This is a genomic window from Chordicoccus furentiruminis (genome assembly GCF_019355395.1).
Classification (GTDB): domain Bacteria; phylum Bacillota; class Clostridia; order Lachnospirales; family Lachnospiraceae; genus Chordicoccus; species Chordicoccus furentiruminis.
In genome coordinates this window covers 2584440-2601350 of the sequence record NZ_CP048829.1, presented here as the reverse complement: position 1 = coordinate 2601350, position 16911 = coordinate 2584440, and the positions used below count along the sequence as shown (strand labels likewise).

The 16911-nt window shown below is 54.7% G+C and carries 17 protein-coding genes; 2 read left to right on the top strand and 15 right to left on the bottom strand.

Features of this window, described 5'->3' with window-relative positions; genetic code table 11:
* Positions 1 to 5: 5 nt before the first annotated feature.
* From G4C92_RS11830 to G4C92_RS11810, 5 genes are all read right to left on the bottom strand, one after another.
* Positions 6 to 1166, bottom strand: coding sequence for a THUMP domain-containing class I SAM-dependent RNA methyltransferase (locus G4C92_RS11830; protein ID WP_274940045.1), 1161 nt, complete (start codon positions 1164 to 1166; stop codon positions 6 to 8).
* A 45-nt stretch (positions 1167 to 1211) separates the two neighbouring features.
* Positions 1212 to 1685 (bottom strand): LURP-one-related/scramblase family protein, encoded by a 474-nt coding sequence (locus G4C92_RS11825; RefSeq protein ID WP_274942007.1) that lies wholly within the window; start codon positions 1683 to 1685, stop codon positions 1212 to 1214.
* A gap of 123 nt (positions 1686 to 1808) precedes the next feature.
* Positions 1809 to 2390 (bottom strand): hypothetical protein, encoded by a 582-nt coding sequence (locus G4C92_RS11820; protein ID WP_274940044.1) that lies wholly within the window; start codon positions 2388 to 2390, stop codon positions 1809 to 1811.
* A gap of 34 nt (positions 2391 to 2424) precedes the next feature.
* Positions 2425 to 3453 (bottom strand): transketolase family protein, encoded by a 1029-nt coding sequence (locus G4C92_RS11815; protein WP_274940043.1) that lies wholly within the window; start codon positions 3451 to 3453, stop codon positions 2425 to 2427.
* A complete protein-coding gene (locus G4C92_RS11810; RefSeq protein ID WP_274940042.1) occupies positions 3401 to 4264 on the bottom strand; it encodes a transketolase in 864 nt (287 codons plus the stop codon). The genes G4C92_RS11815 and G4C92_RS11810 overlap by 53 nt, the downstream gene beginning before the upstream one ends.
* Positions 4265 to 4810: 546 nt before the next feature.
* On the opposite strand from G4C92_RS11810, the gene G4C92_RS11805 reads away from it, so the two are divergent.
* Together G4C92_RS11805 and G4C92_RS11800 are read left to right on the top strand one after the other, a co-directional pair.
* A complete protein-coding gene (locus G4C92_RS11805; RefSeq protein WP_274940041.1) occupies positions 4811 to 5047 on the top strand; it encodes a hypothetical protein in 237 nt (78 codons plus the stop codon).
* Between the two features lie 108 nt (positions 5048 to 5155).
* Complete coding sequence (locus G4C92_RS11800) at positions 5156 to 5875, top strand: DUF554 domain-containing protein (RefSeq protein WP_274940040.1); 720 nt, start codon at positions 5156 to 5158, stop codon at positions 5873 to 5875.
* 12 nt (positions 5876 to 5887) lie between these two features.
* On the opposite strand, the gene G4C92_RS11795 is transcribed toward G4C92_RS11800, so the two are convergent.
* The 10 genes from G4C92_RS11795 to G4C92_RS11750 form a co-directional block, all read right to left on the bottom strand.
* Positions 5888 to 6829: a DUF1848 domain-containing protein gene (locus G4C92_RS11795; protein WP_274940039.1), complete on the bottom strand. Its 942-nt coding sequence runs from the start codon at positions 6827 to 6829 to the stop codon at positions 5888 to 5890.
* Entirely contained in the window at positions 6826 to 6996 is a 171-nt protein-coding gene (locus G4C92_RS11790) for a hypothetical protein (RefSeq protein ID WP_274940038.1), read from the bottom strand. The genes G4C92_RS11795 and G4C92_RS11790 overlap by 4 nt, the downstream gene beginning before the upstream one ends.
* On the bottom strand, positions 6983 to 8266 hold the full coding sequence (locus G4C92_RS11785) for a Wadjet anti-phage system protein JetD domain-containing protein (protein WP_274940037.1): 1284 nt from the start codon (positions 8264 to 8266) through the stop codon (positions 6983 to 6985). The genes G4C92_RS11790 and G4C92_RS11785 overlap by 14 nt, the downstream gene beginning before the upstream one ends.
* Positions 8263 to 11529, bottom strand: a complete 3267-nt coding sequence (locus G4C92_RS11780; protein WP_274940036.1) for an SbcC/MukB-like Walker B domain-containing protein — start codon at positions 11527 to 11529, stop codon at positions 8263 to 8265. The genes G4C92_RS11785 and G4C92_RS11780 overlap by 4 nt, the downstream gene beginning before the upstream one ends.
* Positions 11526 to 12242 carry a DUF4194 domain-containing protein gene (locus tag G4C92_RS11775; protein WP_274940035.1) on the bottom strand — a complete coding sequence of 239 codons (717 nt, stop codon included), beginning with the start codon at positions 12240 to 12242 and terminating at the stop codon, positions 11526 to 11528. Before G4C92_RS11775 ends, G4C92_RS11780 begins: the two co-directional genes overlap by 4 nt.
* The gene (locus tag G4C92_RS11770; protein ID WP_274940034.1) at positions 12235 to 13815 is read right to left on the bottom strand and encodes a Wadjet anti-phage system protein JetA family protein; all 1581 of its coding nucleotides are present in this window, start codon (positions 13813 to 13815) and stop codon (positions 12235 to 12237) included. Before G4C92_RS11770 ends, G4C92_RS11775 begins: the two co-directional genes overlap by 8 nt.
* A 25-nt stretch (positions 13816 to 13840) precedes the next feature.
* Positions 13841 to 14389 (bottom strand): GNAT family N-acetyltransferase, encoded by a 549-nt coding sequence (locus tag G4C92_RS11765; RefSeq protein ID WP_274940033.1) that lies wholly within the window; start codon positions 14387 to 14389, stop codon positions 13841 to 13843.
* Positions 14390 to 14766: 377 nt separating this feature from the next.
* A complete protein-coding gene (locus tag G4C92_RS11760) occupies positions 14767 to 15117 on the bottom strand; it encodes a hypothetical protein (RefSeq protein ID WP_274940032.1) in 351 nt (116 codons plus the stop codon).
* A 218-nt stretch (positions 15118 to 15335) separates the two neighbouring features.
* Positions 15336 to 16655, bottom strand: coding sequence for a DNA polymerase IV (dinB, locus tag G4C92_RS11755; protein WP_274940031.1), 1320 nt, complete (start codon positions 16653 to 16655; stop codon positions 15336 to 15338).
* 5 nt (positions 16656 to 16660) lie between these two features.
* Positions 16661 to 16873, bottom strand: a complete 213-nt coding sequence (locus G4C92_RS11750) for a hypothetical protein (protein WP_274940030.1) — start codon at positions 16871 to 16873, stop codon at positions 16661 to 16663.
* Positions 16874 to 16911 lie beyond the last annotated feature (38 nt).

Below are 16911 nucleotides of genomic sequence, written 5' to 3'. Positions count from 1 at the left end.
CCTCCTCAGTGTTCCGCGTGCGTCCGGCGCGGCGGACGCGGTCCCAGATACTGATACACATACGTCCGCAGCATGCCGTTATAGATTTTCCTGTTCCGGTCCGCTTTGCGTCCGATGGCCTTCTCTGTATCCTCATAGGAAGAAATCAGGTACATCGACCAGCTGTCCAGCCTCCTGTATGCCTCCCCGATTTCCCGGTACAGGCCGGGAAGCTCCGCCTTCTCCTCCAGCCGCTCACCGTAAGGCGGATTGGTGATCAGAAAGCCGTATTTCTTCGGATGATGAAGATCCTTCACGGCACGCCGCTGAAAATGAATCAGATCCGCCACCCCCGCCGCCTCCGCGTTGTCACGGGAGCATCGGATCGCTTTCTCGTCAATGTCAAAGCCCTGAATGTCCACACCATCCGGATGCGGAATCACCTCCGCCCGTGCTCTCTCCCTCGCCCGATGCCATGTATCGGAAGGGATCACTGAGTTCCAACTCTCCGCCAGAAACGACCGATGCAGACCGGGAGCGATCCGCTTCGCCATCATCGCCGCCTCGATGGGGATGGTTCCCGAACCGCAGAAAGGATCCACCAGAATCCGGTCCGGATGCCAGGGCGTAAGCCCGATCAGCGCGGCCGCGAGTGTCTCCGAGATCGGCGCGATGACCGGCGACACCCGATATCCCCGCTTGTGAAGAGACGTGCCGGTCGTATCCAGTCCGACGGTGACAACGTCGCTGCGGATCGCCACTCTCAGCGGATATGACGGTCCGTCCTCATCGAACCAGCTCCGGTGATAATGAAGCTTCATCCGCTCAACCATCGCCTTCTTCATAACCGCCTGAATGTCGGACGGAGAAAACAGCGTGCTGCGCACGGAGGAAACCTTGGCCACCCAGAACCGGGCGTTGACCGGGAGGAACTCCTCCCATGGAATCTTTTTCGTCCCCTCGAAGAGCTCATCAAACGTCGCCGCACGGAACTCCGCCACACAGAGCAGGATCCGTTCCGCGCTCCGCAGCCGGAGATTCGCCTCCGCGGCCGCTTCCGGACCGCCCTCGAAGAAGACGCGCCCGTCGTCCGTCCGTCTGACCTTCAGACCGAGATCCGTGACCTCCCGCTTCAGCACCGCCTCAAGCCCGAAATGGCAGGGCGCAATAAAGGAACAGGCCTCCATGAAGTCTCCTTTCTTTTCCCATCTCCCAGCACGGGTATTCCCGCCTCAGTCTCCATTGCTGCATTTGTCCGCGTCCATGGCCAGCACAAACATCAGCACATGAAAAGCGTCGTCCTGGTTCACGATGTCCAGCACATATGTATCTGTCAGATGAAGCAGTTCCTTGGAAACTCTGGCGACCGCCTCTTTTCCCGCTCCGTAAATCGTGTAGTTCCACTCCATGACACTGCCCTGCACCTGCCACTGATTAAAATCAATCTCATACCGTGGGCGGATGAGGGAAAGCTCCCTCCGGATACAGCCCAGATACTGCCCCTCCTCGTACAGTTCAAACTTCGGAAGCAGTGTCAGGATTTTTTCCTGAACCATACCGAGTTCCCTGCCGCCGGCATCAAAAATCTTCAGGCAGTGCCCCCATGACAGCTGCCCCCGTACCGTATAGACGGTCTGCCCGCCCTCATCGCAGATATCATAGCTGTCAAACCATGAAAACATGCGCTGTCTGAACCGGAGTTTCATCTCCTTCTCCTCTTCCTTCCCGCCCGGACCGTCAAACGTGATCTGCTCCAGCCAGTATACCACAGAGCGGACGGCGACGGCGATACCTCCTGAAAATCAAAGCGCAGGCAGCTTCCGCAGAAATCACTCCGCGCGAAGTGTCTCCGGCGTCAGATGCAGCTCCGCCGCGTGCTGTTTCATCCCTTCGATACAGATTTCCGCCACGTCCCGGATATCCATTTCCAGCATTTCACAGCCCTCAAGGATCAGCGGACGGTTGCATTTCTCCGCAAATTTCTTGTTCTTCCATTTCTTCATGAACGATTTCACGTCCATATCGACAATTCCGTTCGGCCGCATACGGGCGGCCGCCTGAATGATGCCGCTGAGCTCATCCACCGTGAACAGTGACTTCTCCATAACCGTCTCCGGCTTCACCTCGTTGCAGATCGAATAACCGTGGCTCAGAATGGCCCGGATATCCTCAGCCGGAACGCCCGCTGCCCTGAGCGGTTCCTCCGTATGCGCCAGATGTTCCTCCGGAAACGCCTGATAATCATAATCGTGCAGATACCCGACGGCCTCCCAGTGCTCCGGGTCTTCCCCGAAGTGCTCCGCCATCGCGCCCATACAGGCGGAAACATTGGCGGCATGCAGCCGCAGATGCTCTTCCGTCACCGCTGTATCGTTCAGTCTTTTCGCTTCTTCCAGTGTCAGTTTTTCCATTTCCGCTTCAGTTTCCCTTCAGAATTTCCTTCCATTATTTTCTTTTTATGACTCTCTTCATCGCCTCTGCAATGCTCTCCGCTCCAATTCCGAACCGCTGTGAGAGGAAGGCTTTATCTCCGACCTCGCCAAAGCAGTCCGGCACACCGACCCGTTCGAACGGAGCCTGCCCCTTTTCCGCTATCACCTCTGCAACCGCGGACCCCAGTCCGCCGATCCGATTGTGATTCTCCGCGCTGACAATCGCGCCGGTTTCGCGGCAGCATCTCAGAATCATCTCTTCATCAACAGGTTTCACTGTAAACATATCAACCACACGAATGTCAATTCCTTCGGACTCGAGAGCCTCCGCCGCCTGCAGGGCAGCCGTAACCTCGATGCCGGAGGCAATCACCGTCCCGTCGCTTCCGTCGCGGATCACGGCTGCCTTCCCGATCTCCGCGGCCGGCATGCCTGCATAATAGGACGTCTTCCACTTCCTCGGAAAACGGATGTAATACACACCGTATCGTTCTGCAGTCTGTCTGAGGACCGCTTCCAGAAGCTGCGGTTCCGCGATATCAAGAATGGTTATCCCGGGGAAGCTCCGATAAACGCCAATGTCTTCAAAAGGCATATGCGTTCCGCCGTTCGCTTCAGCCGTTACACCGGGATCTGTTCCGATGATCCGGATGCTGGCCCGGTTATAGCAGCCCGCCATAAAGGTCTGATCTGCACAGCGTCTTGATGCGAAAGTCCCGAAGCTGTGCACAAACGGGATCTTCCCTCTCAGGGACATGCCGCCCGCCACGCCGACCATGTTGGCTTCCATGATGCCGAGATCGAACGCCTGTTCCGGAAAATCTCTGAAAAGGCCTGCCGTTCCGATGGCACCGGCCAGATCCGCCTCGAGATATACGACATCCGGATTCTCCGCCATAAGGGAACGCAGCGTATCGCCGAACACTTTCCTGCACTCTCTGTTATCATCGCTGATTCTGTACATATTCTCCTCCACCCTGCTTTCCGTTTCAGCCGGCTGATGTCCGCGTCTCCTCCGCTCCGCGCCCGTCCAGTTCCTCATAGAAGAGCGGCAGTTCGTTCCTGTCCACCTTGGTGGAATGGCAGTTTTCCATTTCTTCAAACTTCTTTACACCCGCGCCTTTCACCGTATGAAGAACCAGCACGGAAGGCTGTTCCCGCTCTTTCTTTGCTTCCTGTATCGCGCGATAAATGGCCCCGGTGTCATTTCCATTCTCCACAGAAATCACATGATACCCAAATGCCCTGAATTTGTCCTCGATGCTTCCAAGACTGCACACATCATCCGTCTTACCATCCAGCTGTTTTCCATTCGCATCCACGATGGTAATCAGATTCGTGATCTTTTTGGATGCAACGAATAACGCGCTCTCCCAGACCTGCCCCTCGTCCAGTTCTCCGTCCCCCAGAATCAGGTAGGTCGTGTTTTTCTTTCCGTCGATCTGATCAGCAAACGCAGATCCAGCGGCAAGAGACGCGCCCTGTCCAAGTGAGCCAGTCGTCACATCGACTCCGGGTGTTTTAAGCCTGTCCGTATGGCTTGGCAGTGTCGTCCGATTCTGATTCAGAGTGTCCAGCATGTCTTTCGGAAAGAACCCCTTCTCTGCCAGTACAGCATACAGCGCAGGGCCGGCATGCCCTTTGGATAAAACAATAATGTCCCTGTCTTCCTTTTGCGGATTCTCCGGATCCACATTCATCACTCCGCTGTACAGGACCGCAAGAAGATCCGCGATTGAAAGCGATCCGCCTACATGTCCGCTTCCCTTTGACGCGATGGTTCTCAAAATATTTTTTCTGATCGCAGCCGCGAGAGCATCCGCGCTCTTTTTATCAAATGTCTTTTCAGGCATTTTCAAACGTTCCTCCTCATTTGTTTTTGTGCGTTCTTCGTTCCAAGGCGCCGCCTTTTTGGATCATGATTTCTAAAATAGAAAGAAGCCGTCTTCATGGATAACGCCAATCGCACACCCATGCCGGGGATTCTGTATCCAATGAATCAGTTCAATATTACATTTATAAAGAACGAAATTCCACTGTCAGCTAAGAAAATCCCCCACAATTCTGCATTACGATATCCGAACGAAAAAGGAGGAACTCATTAAGCCGCTTCGCCTTCTCTGCCTTTCAGGCAGAATGATGAGACTAATGCTTTCGGATTTCTCATTGTGTTTATCGCCTCCTCCTCATAAAATCCTCTTCCCGTATCCGCCCGTTTCTCTCTCCTTCACTTTAAGATAAGGCCGTGCAGTCATAAATCCGGACAGAGCAGTAGAGAGAAAAAGCAAATAAAATCATAGAATAATCCCGAATTATTTATCGCTTTATACCTCTTCTGTGCTAGACTGTGATAAAGCTGCAGCATAAAACCAAGACAAGAAAACAGGAGGATTCATCAAATGGCAAGAACACGCAGAACACGTACGGAAGTGATCACCGAGAAGCTTGCAAAGGCAAAGGAGGATAAGGAAAAGTATACCGCCAAAATCGCGGAGCTCAACGACACCATCAAGAAACTTGAGGAAGAGCTGAATTCACAGCGTCAGGATGAAGTGATGGCAGCCATCGCCGACAGCGGTGTCAGCATCGACGACGCAATCGAGGCGATCCGTTCCGCCGGAAAGAGTGAGGAATAAACAGGCCGCAAATCAGAACCGCATTTTATCATTCCGTCGACATAAGCGCATTGGTGTCATATAATACTGTTCTGTTCGGCAGAAAATGCCGTCAGGAGGAAAACACCTATGCCGGGACTCGGAACGTTGATCAATGCTGCGGCCATCGTCGCCGCCGGTCTCTGCGGCTGCCTCGCGGGCAGCCGCATCCCGCCGAAGATACAGGAAACGCTGATGACAGCGAACGCGCTCGCTGTCCTGTTCCTCGGAATCGGCGGCGTTATGGCGGAAATGCTCCGAATCAGTCATGGCGCTCTCTTCACGGAAGGCACCGTCATGATGACGGTCAGTCTTGCCGCCGGCGCCGTCATCGGCGAGCTGATCGATCTGGAAGACCGCTTCGGGCAGCTCGGCGAATGGCTGAAGAAAAAATCCGGCAGCGCAAAGGACAAAAACTTTGTCAACGCGTTCGTCACCGCCTCGCTCACCGTATGCATCGGCGCTATGGCGGTAATCGGCTCCATTCAGGACGGGATGTACGGCAATCACGCTGTGCTGGTCTCAAAAGCCCTCATGGATTTTATCATCATCCTCGTGATGTCCGCCTCGATGGGAAAAGGCTGCGCCTTCTCCGCCGTCCCGGTGGCGATCCTTCAGGGAAGCATGACCGCGCTGGCGCGCCTGATCCGGCCGCTCATGACGGACGCCGCCATGGCGAACCTTTCGCTGGTCGGCTCCGTGCTGATTTTCTGCGTCGGAGTGAACCTGCTGTGGGACCGGAAAATCCGCGTGGCAAACCTTCTTCCTTCCCTTGTCATCGCCGCGGCGTTCGCCTTTCTTCCGCTCTGACGGGCGCCCGCTTCACATCCCCATAAAATCGAAGAGACTCATCTGCGGATCGATCCACGATTCCTGCTTTGCATCCCTCACAATATCATCCTTCGTCAGATGCCCGATCAGAAGCGGAGACGCCGGATCGTGCAGCCGCATCGTGCGGACCGCGAGTGCCCGGCTTTCGTTGGCATAGCAGTACAGACAGCCATGTCCGCAGGAATCATACGCGCCGATGTCCGCGCCGAGCAGACAGCTGCACCCTGACCGGGCCGGCGGATGATTTGGCACGGTCAGCCGCTGCCCGATCGCCTTCTCAACCACTTCCCGGGACATGCATCCGCCGGCGTCCACGTGCGGGCGGACCAGCCGCGCGTCCTCCAGACAGAGATGAATCTGCATGTCCAGCCGCTCCGCCGTCTCCCCGAAGGAACGGATCAGATCCCGCTGCTCCGACTGCGTCACGTTCCGCACACCCGGGAAATTCCGTTTCGTCTTCTCGTAAAGGTCGACAAAGCTCACCACGCACTGATCCGTCCAGTTTTTCAGCTTTCCGGCCATCTTCTCAAACGCGCTTTTATGAAAATCGACCGGATACCTGTCCGTGATCAGCACCGGATCATAGCGCCAGCTGACCGCGTTCCGGCCCGCATACTCCGACAGTGCGGCAAAGGCGTCCATCACCCGATCCGGCTCCGGAACATACGGCTCAATATCCTTTCCGTAAGGTGTGATCGTCACCATAAAAAAGGTCCGGAACGCGTCGAGCTCATGAAGTCTCCCGAGCATCGGTGCCGGATTCTTCGTGCAGAAAGCGATCATATCCGCCACAGAAGGATCCAGAAGATACCGCGTGACGTCCGTCGGCCGGTACGGATTTCTCACCATCACGAAACCTTCCCGGATCCGTCTGTAAAACCACTCGGAGTAAAACGCCGGTATATCCGTCCTGCTTCCGGTATTGATGATCATCCGGCCGCGCCGCTCCTTTCTCCTTCTCTCATACCGCTCATGTCGATCTGAAGATCACAGATCCCAAGCGGGGCTTTGGTCATCAGCTGGTTTCCCTGCGACACATATGCGTACAGTCCCCTCCGGCTTCTGTCCAGCCGGATATCGGACGTTTCAGTTTCCAGCACACATTCTCCAACATCCAGTCTGACTTTTCCCTTCTTTCCAGCTTATGATTTCCTGCTCCAGCTTCGCGTCATGCTCAAGCATATAGGTAAGGACTTCCGGATATTTTCCGGCCCGGATCAGGTTCTCCGCCTTCGCCCTGTCGTTCTCATTCAGCTTTTTTGTATAAGTCCGGTATTTTCCCAAATAGGTGACATCCATCCCGCAGCTCTCGAACGCGATACCGGTCTTGTTCCGCAGATTTTCAAGAATGCAGAAGCCATCCGGATCAAGGTCGCCGAAGTGCAGCCAGCGGCGGATACCCGGGTTCTGGTTATGAATCCTGACAAGGAACTCCTGCCGCGCATGATTATGATAACCGGCCAGATACAGCTGGAATGCATCCGTCTGCATCCGGTTGTAGGATGTCAGGTTCTCGATCGTCAGCACCGTTTCAGCACAAATCCGGATATCGGTAATGTCCGCAAGACGGTCCGAACGGACCGCAATCGGGACGCCTGCCCTCAGTTCCAGTTTCGTTCCGTTGCGAAAAAGAACTTCCCCGTTTCCGTTGAAATTCACATACGTCGGATTCTCGTACACCGCGTACTCCGACAGTACGGCCGCATCATATTCTTTTTTCGATTCAAAATCCGATTCCTCAAAATCAAATCGACCGAAACGCTTCAATACTCGGACCGCTTTTGACAAAATTCCGCGTCTTTCAATATATTTCGTATCTCCGAACAACGCAATGGATATTTCCCTGTAAAGTATATTCTCCGTATTGTGCGCCATGAGATCTACGGTCCGCATCACGTCCTCCGCCTCGGAAGGCTCGAACCATGCGTTTTTATCCGCCCGAAGCAGCTCCTCCTGCGATGCGATAAACGAATCAAGGACAGGACTTTTCCCTTTGAATGCCTCATAAACTGCGATCTGCGCCATATGAATTTCTCTTCCCGGCTTCCGGCCTGCGAGTTGATAGAGCGCCGGCTCGACAGCTCCCGCAGGCACAAGGAATTCACGGAACTCGTGTCTCGTTCTTTTATCCCGGTACACGATCCGCACAGGAGAAAACGTTTCGAGATCGCGCATGGACTGCTCAAAGTTCTCAAGCTCCGTCAGATCCGCGTCATCCCGATCATAGTCTGGAAAAACCCGCTTCACCGGAACCCGTACATTCTGATTCCGCTCCGTATCTCCCCGATAGGTCCCCGTCCGTTCATACGCGTCCAGCATCATGCCGATCAGTTTTTTCTGCCAGGCATCCGGCTTCCGGCGCACACTCATTCGTCAAACCTCATCTGCATATCAATGACATCCGCCTTCCTGTTTTTCTTCACGACCGTGACGGTAGTGTCCACATATGGCGCGATGTTGTGCATCGTCTTATCCGGCGCCGCGTAGAGAACCTGCAGGCCGTTGTCATTGAAATAATCGATCATACTCCGAATTCTGTCCTCATCCATCGCCGCGAACGCCTCATCGATAAAGGCGATCCGCAGACAGCAGGAATCACTGCGGTAGCTCGTCATAAGCGCGGCCGTCAGCAAAATGAAATACGGAGTCTGCTTCCCGCCTCCGGAATAGATCCCCTGCGATTTTGACAGATAAGCCGTATGCTGCCCGTCGTTTATGAAGAAGTCATAGCCGTAATAGTTCCGGTAGTCCGTATATTCCGTCACATCGTCCGCGTTCAGCACCGTATCCCGGAACTCCTCAAACGCATCGGCCATTCCCTGCTCCTGCAGGAACCGGCTGTTCATGTTCAGATAGACTTCCAGCGTATCAGCCGAACCGAGTTCATCGATTTTCTGTGCGATCGTGAAGAACGCCTTCATGTCCGCGCTGTTCCTGGCTTTCATGATCAGCGAGTAATTCTTGTCACCGAACCTATGCGCCTTCAGCATCGCGTTGATGGCATCCTTCTGCTCCTGCATGCTGCGGATCCTGGCGTAAATTACCTCAACGAAATCGCGCATGAAGGTGTCGGAAATCGTCTGCGCCTTCGCCTTGATCCTGTTCTTTGTCTCTTCAATGTCCTTTGTGCGGAGTTCGTCCAGCCGTTCGATGTACTTTTTCGCACCGCCCTTATCCGCCACATAGCCGGTATGGCTGGCATTGTACCGGAACATCGCTTCCAGCATACCGTTGGTCGCGTCCCCAAGGCGTTTGTTCACATCCTGAATCGCTCTCAGAAGACTTCCTTCGACGTTGTCCTTCTGCTTTTCATACAGTTCGTCCGCCGCCTTCTTTTCCTCCGGGTGAAGCGCAGCGGCCGTTTCATAGTCATCCTGCCGTTTTTTCTCATCGCTTCGTCCGGACCGCAGGCTTTCCTCCGCCGCGAGGGCAGCCCGCGCTTCAGCCTTACGTTCGCTCTGAACGTCTGTCAGCGCCTTCTGCGCCTGCTCTCTTCTTTCCGATGCCGCCACATACATATCCATCAGCCGTTTCGCCGACGGATTGTTCTGCAGCGCCCGAATATCCCGCTTTGTCGCTTCAATCTCTTCTTTCAGCTTCAGAAGCATCTTCGGCGCCGTCGTGTCATAATGTTCCGGCGCAAAGCTGGCTCCGAAAGCCTGCTCCGCCAGCTTCGCGAAGCGCCTCTCCTGTCCCTCGAGGGAAGCGGCCTGCTTCTGTATCACGACCCGCTGCTCTTTTTTCTGTTCAAGCATCCGCAGAACCGCGTCCTTGCCGAAAACAAGGTCCCGCACCGGCTTCATCTTGCTGCCGACAATGCCTCTTGCCAGCATACCGTTCGGCATAATCGCGCCCTTCGGGTGATCATTCAATTCCTGCCGCGTCTCTACGCACTTCAGATTTCCGCAGGTATAATTGATATACTTCCGCGCATAGAGATTCGCGATCTGAAAACGGGCCGCTAAAGAACCGCCCGGAGCCTGCGCCGGAATATCATCCATCTGATTGGTCAGCACGAGGTAGATCTGATACAGATTCTTCTCGTCCACAATCCGCAAAAGTCCGGGAACGGCTTCCGGCTCCGCGACCACATTGAAGCGCCGTCCGCCGAGAAAGGTTTCCGCCGCCATCTGCCATTTCGGATCGATCTCATTTACAAGATCGCAGACAAGCCGGATTTCCGTATGAAGGCCGGCACGCTCCGCCTCCCTCTTGAGGACAGCCAGTTCCTCTTCCATTCCGTCCGGCAGCACCTTTTTATTCTGCTGCAGCGTCCGGATCTCCCCATTTAATTTCTCCAGCCCCCTGCGTAGGTCGCGCAGGGCGTAGCCGGTCTCCTCTTTACGCTGCTGATAATCCCGGTAAAGCGCCTCTCTCTTGTGTTCAAGCTTCTGAAGAACCCGGACGGTCTCCTTTTCATCCGCAGAGGCTTCTCCCGCGTGCCCGATCGCTTCATACAGCTCGTCCGGAACCGTGACGTCTTCCTGTCCGCTGAAAAGGCTCTCCGCCTTCTTTTTCAGTTCACGGAGAGAACGGACGGAATCCTCCATCGCATCCCGGCTCTCTTCATCAAGATGCAGCTTGTTCTTCAGCTCCTCGATCGGCCGCTGCCCCTCGTGCACAGCAGTTGAGGCCCGGATCAGTTCCCCGTCCGCTTCATCAAAAGCCTGCTGCGCCGTCTTCTCTTTTTTCTCCAGTACCCGCATGCGGCTCTTCACATCATCAATGTTCCGCTCCAGCTCATCGTCCGCGTTTTTCAGCTTCATGTACAGGTACTTTTTCTGCGCGATTCCGCGACGGACCGATTCCGCATCGAGTGAAAGCACCTGAAGATACTGCTCCTCAATCCTCTGAAGCAGCGTCTTTTCCTCATTCAGCTTCTTCAGATCCTCTTCCAGCTTCTCAAACTCCGCCTTGTGCCGCAGAATATTGTCCAGCGAGCTCTGCGCGGTTGTATCCTCCTCGAAGATGGACTCCCGTACGAAGCGGTCAATATCCATCTTTTTCTTCCCGCAGGCAAGCAGTCGTTTGATTTTTCCGCGCAGCTCACGGACGCCGCCCTGACCGAGTCTCAGTCCGCAGAGCCGGAGAAACGTCGCGATTCCTTCTTCCCGCTTGTAGAAATTCAGCGGCTTTCCTCTGAACCGAAGATCCTGTCTGGATGTGAACGAAACCGTATTTCCGGTTTTCTGATAAAAATTGATGTCGCTGATCTTCGCGCCCGGCACGACGAACCATTTGGCCCTTGTCTGTGAGTCGTCACGATAGAGTTCGATGCAGACGCCTTCCGTGACATAGGATCCGTCAGCCGGATTAAAAATGTCCACCGCGATACAGCTGGTCACGTCCTGATCCCCGCGAAGGTAACGTTCCTCGTTGTCCTTTGTATCGCCCCGCACATACGCGAGAACGGAACGTTCGTCCTCTCCGGCTCCGGCCTGAATATTAAAATCCGTGATACCGAACATCGCATACGTCAGCGCATCAATGATCGTAGACTTCCCGGACTCATTCGCTCCTGTGATCAGAGCGGAATTTCTGATCTTGAAATGGGTGCAGGTATAGACCGCCCAGTTGGTGATCAGTACATCCTCCAGTGTTCTCGTCCGCTTCATCGCTTCCGACTGATTCATGTAAACTCCTCCGCTTCCGGCCCGTCCCCGTCTTCCGGTTCGGTCCCGGTTTCCTGCCCGTCATCAGCCGCTTCCGGTGCCTTGGCATAATAGACCTGATAGCTTTCCCTTTTCTGGCTGATCATATCCTCAATGGCCCTGAGATCCAGCCCGAACAGGAGCGTTGGATACAGAACAAGGGCGCAGTCCTCATCTCCAAGCGTCCCTTTCACATTGACCAGTGAAAAGCGCTGCAGCGTTTTCAGAGCGTCCGTGATCTGCGTCCTGTTAAACTCCGTGCGGTATCCGGCGCCGATTCCGAACTGTTCGAGCGTTCTGGTCAGTACGTCCGGCCGGATCGCAACGGATCGATCCAGGCTTCCGCTCATCCGTTCCATGAAAATCCACGCAAGCGCGCAGTAAATCACGCTCTCCCGGATGGAGAAAACCTTTCTGTTGATGGCCGCTGTCTCCTGCGCGTCCACTTTCTCTTCCTGCCGGTCGCGCAGCATGATGATGCCGTAATCCCGTTCAAGGAACATGGCATACCCCATCGGCGCAAAATACGTTTCCATGTGCGGTGCATTTCTCGCAAAGAAGCCGAACAGTTCCCGCTCCCTTGTTTTGATGAGAAACGTCCTGGAGAGAAGGATCCGTATTCCCCGCCTCATCATCTCCTGTTCCTTTGCGGAAAGATCCTGATACCACTGCTCAAATGTCAGATTGTCATCCATTGGTCTCCTCCGGCTCCTTCTTTCGGGATAAGGTGCTCTGCATTTCGCCGGCTCCCCGCTCAATCCGATCCCGGCCACTGTCTGCTCCGTCAGGAACCGCGCTGTCTGTCAGTGTAAAATCCCGCAGCTGCACATGATCGGTTCTGATATAATCATCATCCACATATACATCCATCCGATTCGCCGGCGCAAAGGCCGCGGCCGCCACATCCGCCAGAGCGTCCTCTTTTGTGTCCAGCGGAAGATCGGCGGCGCGCACCCTGCCATTGATTTTATATTTCTCAGTATAGCGGCGCATTTTATCCCTCGTGTAAGGCACATCCCCCATCCGCCGCATTTTTTCCTGTTCCTCAAGAATCTCTTCTTTCGTAAGCACCGTCTGTTCCGCTGCCCGGTTCCTGATTTTCTCACGTCTCCTGATCCCGTTTTTTACAGAACCGGCTGAAATGTAGTAATTCTCCAGAATCCGGAAGGCCGCGAGCGCAGACTCCGGCGTGTCCTCTCCTGCAGTGTACTCAGAGAGCTTCCGGATAAACCGGCCGAGCACCTCCTGCGCGTTATCCGCGATGTCCATCGTCATCTTCAGCTTCAGACGGACCGTCATAATGTATTCCACCATCTGATTCCGGATATCCCGGACAAGGTTCAGATACCCGTCCGTGAGGAAATCCTCGATAAACGTGACCTGCTCATAGACGCGGATCCGCGCTTCTTCCCATGTAAGATGCTCCTCTTTCCCCGCCTTCATGCAGTCCCGGATAAAAAGCGCTTCCGTCTCCGGAGCGTCCATCAGCCTTTTCAGCGACGCGGTAATCGGTCCCCGGAACAGCGAAGCGTTTTCGCTGTCGACCAGCCGGGTGAATTCCCCGATAAAATCGCCGTCGATATAGTCCCCCAGATTGTCCATCAATTCCTGAAACGTCAGTTTTCCGGTGACCTTCTGCACAATCCGTTTGATGGAACGGCGCAGCATTTTCAGCGAAGAAGCAAGCGATTTGATATTCGTGTAGGCATTGACGATCACCAGCGTATACGGGTTATGGTCCTCCCGCTCTTTTCTGTGTCTGGTGAAATCATCGAGCACAAGATAGGTATTGTAGAGATAATTGGACATCTCATCCAGCTTCATGGAGGAAGCCCGCTGGATGTAATCCGCCAGCATCATACCCTGTTCGGTGAGCATATACGTCCGGCTGTAGGTTCTCGAATCGATGCCTTCCTCGATCCAGCCCACCTCCTCATCAGACAGATAGCTGATGACGTGGTTCGCCATCCGCTCCTCCGGCGGCTGTCCCTGCTCACCGGCCGGATCCCCTCCGTATTTTGATCCAGATCCACCGTTGCCAGAGGCAGCCTGCATATCCGTCTCATCGATGGACTGAATGTGATCCGCAAGCAGCAGGCTGACAATCTCATCCTTCAGATCGTCCCGGCTCACCTGCGTCCGGTCCGCAAAAAGACCGTTGATGACGAGAATGCATTCCGCATAAAACTGCTGCTGGCTGCCTCCGTTCGCCGTCGCCGCAAGCGGGTTGAAAAAGCGCCTCGGCAGATTTTCAAAAAGTTTCCCCATTCCTCTCCCCTTGCACAGCTCCGGCTCACAGCCGCTTCATCATCCAGAATGCATCATCACAGCTTCCGTCACTGTATTTCATATTGTTTGGAAACAAGCCATACCTTTTGAATCCAAGTTTTTCATAGAGTGCGATGGCGCTTTTATTGCTGCTCATCACTTCCAGTTCCGCCTGCTCGTATCCCGCCCTTTCCGCTTCTTTCAGAACCGTTTCCAGCATCTGTTTTCCGATTCCTCTTCCGCAGTATTTCTGATATAAGGCGATCGCAACATCACACCGGTGAGCATAGCGCTTATAACTTCCGATCCTCATCAGGGAACAGTTGCCCACATACTTTCCGTCCATAAAGGCGGAAAGCATGAGCTCTCTTTCCGAGTCGGCCTTCGCCCTCAGGAATGCCTTCTCCTGTTCCAGCGTAAGCGTGATTTCCTGCGGCTCCCGGATCAAATAAGGCGTTTCTCCCGCCGTAACGGTCAGATACTCGAGCATGGCAGCGGCGTCAGACTCATCCGCATGGCGAAGTTCGATCAGGCACCCTTCTTTATCCTTTACAAAAATCGGGCCATATTTCATAGTGATTTTCTCCTCTCCATCGGCTGATCCTTCCGGCTTTGTTTCTCCGCATCGGTCCTGTTTCCGCCTGGCGGGAAAATGTCAGTCCGTTCCTTTTTTCTTGCCATCGCAGCAAAATCAGCAAGTGCAAAGCGATCCAGTTCCTACCGGCCGTCATCTTGCTTTCCTTCATATTCTCACTGCCTTTTCTCCCGCGGATCCGATTCTTTGCCTCCGCATTGAGATTTCCGGCCTAATCCGGCAATGCCATATCTTCTCTGAACGGTTCCTGTGTTCAGCTTCCATCATACTCCATCTGAATCATGATTTGTTAAAACATCTGACAAACCAGATCTTTCCGGAATCGGAACCAAATCACAGGATTCCTCGGGTCCTCCTCATTGAACATGTCCGTTTGGCTGCTTCCGGTTCACGAACCAGCACCCGTTCTCTTCATAGTACAGTTCGACTTTCTGTCCGAGAATCCGACAGACATACCGGATCCCGGCGCCTCCCGCCTTGAGGCTGGCGCGCCTGTCCACGCGGAGGATCCGGTCGATATCATAGGAACGGCCGTCCTCCCAGACAATGTGAAGCGGCTTCATTCTTCCGTCGGAAGAAAAATCCGCGATCACCTCGACATACGCCTTATTCGGACTGATCTCCTGTGTCTCCTGCACATTTTCCGCAAGCGGCACGCCGGGACGGTCCGAACGTCCCGAATCATGATGATAATCATAGACACCCATTCCGCTCACCTGCCCTCCGGCAGCAGCATATCATGCTCATTCTGCTCATATGCTCCAGACAGAAACGGCCTTTCATGCTCAGCTCCGCTTATCTGTCCCCGAAAGGGCCACCATCTTATGCTCAGTTCCACTTGTCTGTCCTCCGAGCGAAGCATCATTCCACGCTCAGCTCCGCTTATCTGTCCCCAAAGAGGCCGCCGTCTTATGCTCGGTTCCGCTTATCTGTCCTCCGAAAGAAGCACGGTTTCACAGCCGCTCCGGTTGCCGTGCTCCAGATAGGAGTGCGGATGGATCATGTGATCCTCCGCCGCCGCGTTCAAAGAGGACAGATACCGGTCTTCATGCATGATGCCCCTCTGAACGGCGGAATAACCGTACCGGCGGCGGATGAGGGAGACCATCCGATCCGCCCTCATCTGGCGCTCGCGGCGCTGTTCATTCACGAACAGATTCAGCTGCCGCGGCTGGTTCTCCGGTTTCAGATCGCCGACGCTGATTCCGATGCTCCGGATCGGCTTCTCCCAGCGGTACAGCCGCTGAAACACGGAAAAAGCCGCCTCCTCGATCTCTCCTGAGATGCTGGTCGGTTCGGACAGCTTTTTCTGCTGGCGGAAGCCCCGGAGCTCATTGTCACGGACATATACGGAGACGACCTGACCCTCCGCACGCTGCTGTCTCAGCCGCTCTGAAACGCTTTCCGAAAGAAGATACAGCACCAGCCGGACGTCCTCGTTGTTCACAAGATCCCGGGGCGTCGTCGTGCTGTTTCCGACGCTCTTGACCGGTGTTTCCACGCCAAGATCATTCACCGGTGTCTGATCCTCTCCCCGGGCAAACACGGACAGCATCAGCCCGATCTTGCCGAACCACTCCTTCAGATAGACCGGATCCGTTCCCGCCAGCTGCCCGATGGTACGGATGCCGTATTGGGCAAGCTTTCTGTCCGTCCGCCTTCCGACATACAGCAGGTCCGATACAGGAAGCGGATAGATCAGCTTCCTGTAATTGTTCCGGTCAAAGACCGTGATGGCGTCCGGCTTCCTGTAGTCGCTTCCGAGCTTCGCGTAAATCTTGTTCCAGGAAACGCCGATGCTGACCGTGATTCCGAGTTCCCGGCGAACCCGCGTGCTGATCTCCCGCGCGATCCGATACCCGTTTTCGATCGTCCGCGTCCGGTCTCCCAGCATCCCGCAGCTCTCCGTGAGATCGATCCAGCACTCATCGAGCCCGAAACTCTCCACCCGGTCGGAGAATTCCTGATAAATCGCCCTTGCCATGCGGGAGAACCGGATATACAGATACATCCTCGGCGGAACGAAAATCAGATCCGGGCAGCACTGCCTTGCCTGCCAGAGCGCCATGCCGGTCTTCACGCCCCGCCTCTTCGCGATATAGTTCGCCGTGAGGACAATACCGTGCCGCTCCTCCGGATCCCCTCCGACCGCGAGCGGCTTTCCGTCATACTCCGGGTGATACAGCATTTCCACAGAGGCATAAAAACAGTTGCAGTCGACATGCAGAATAATCCGGTCTGCCATCTCCCTCACGCTCCTCCCATCCGGATGGTGACGCCGCCATGATCTTCCCTGACATCCCCAAAAGGTTTCTTTCCTCCGCCGACGGAGTCTTGCAAAAGAAGTCCGGCTTCTGCGTCGTTTTCTTTCTCTGCACGGACAGTATAAAGCCATTGACCGGAGAATAAAACGGTCGATTCGGCCATTGTTTCGTTTTTCAATAGATTTTCATTGATAATCAAAGGCTGCTATGCTATTCTGCATATATAACGGAGGATAG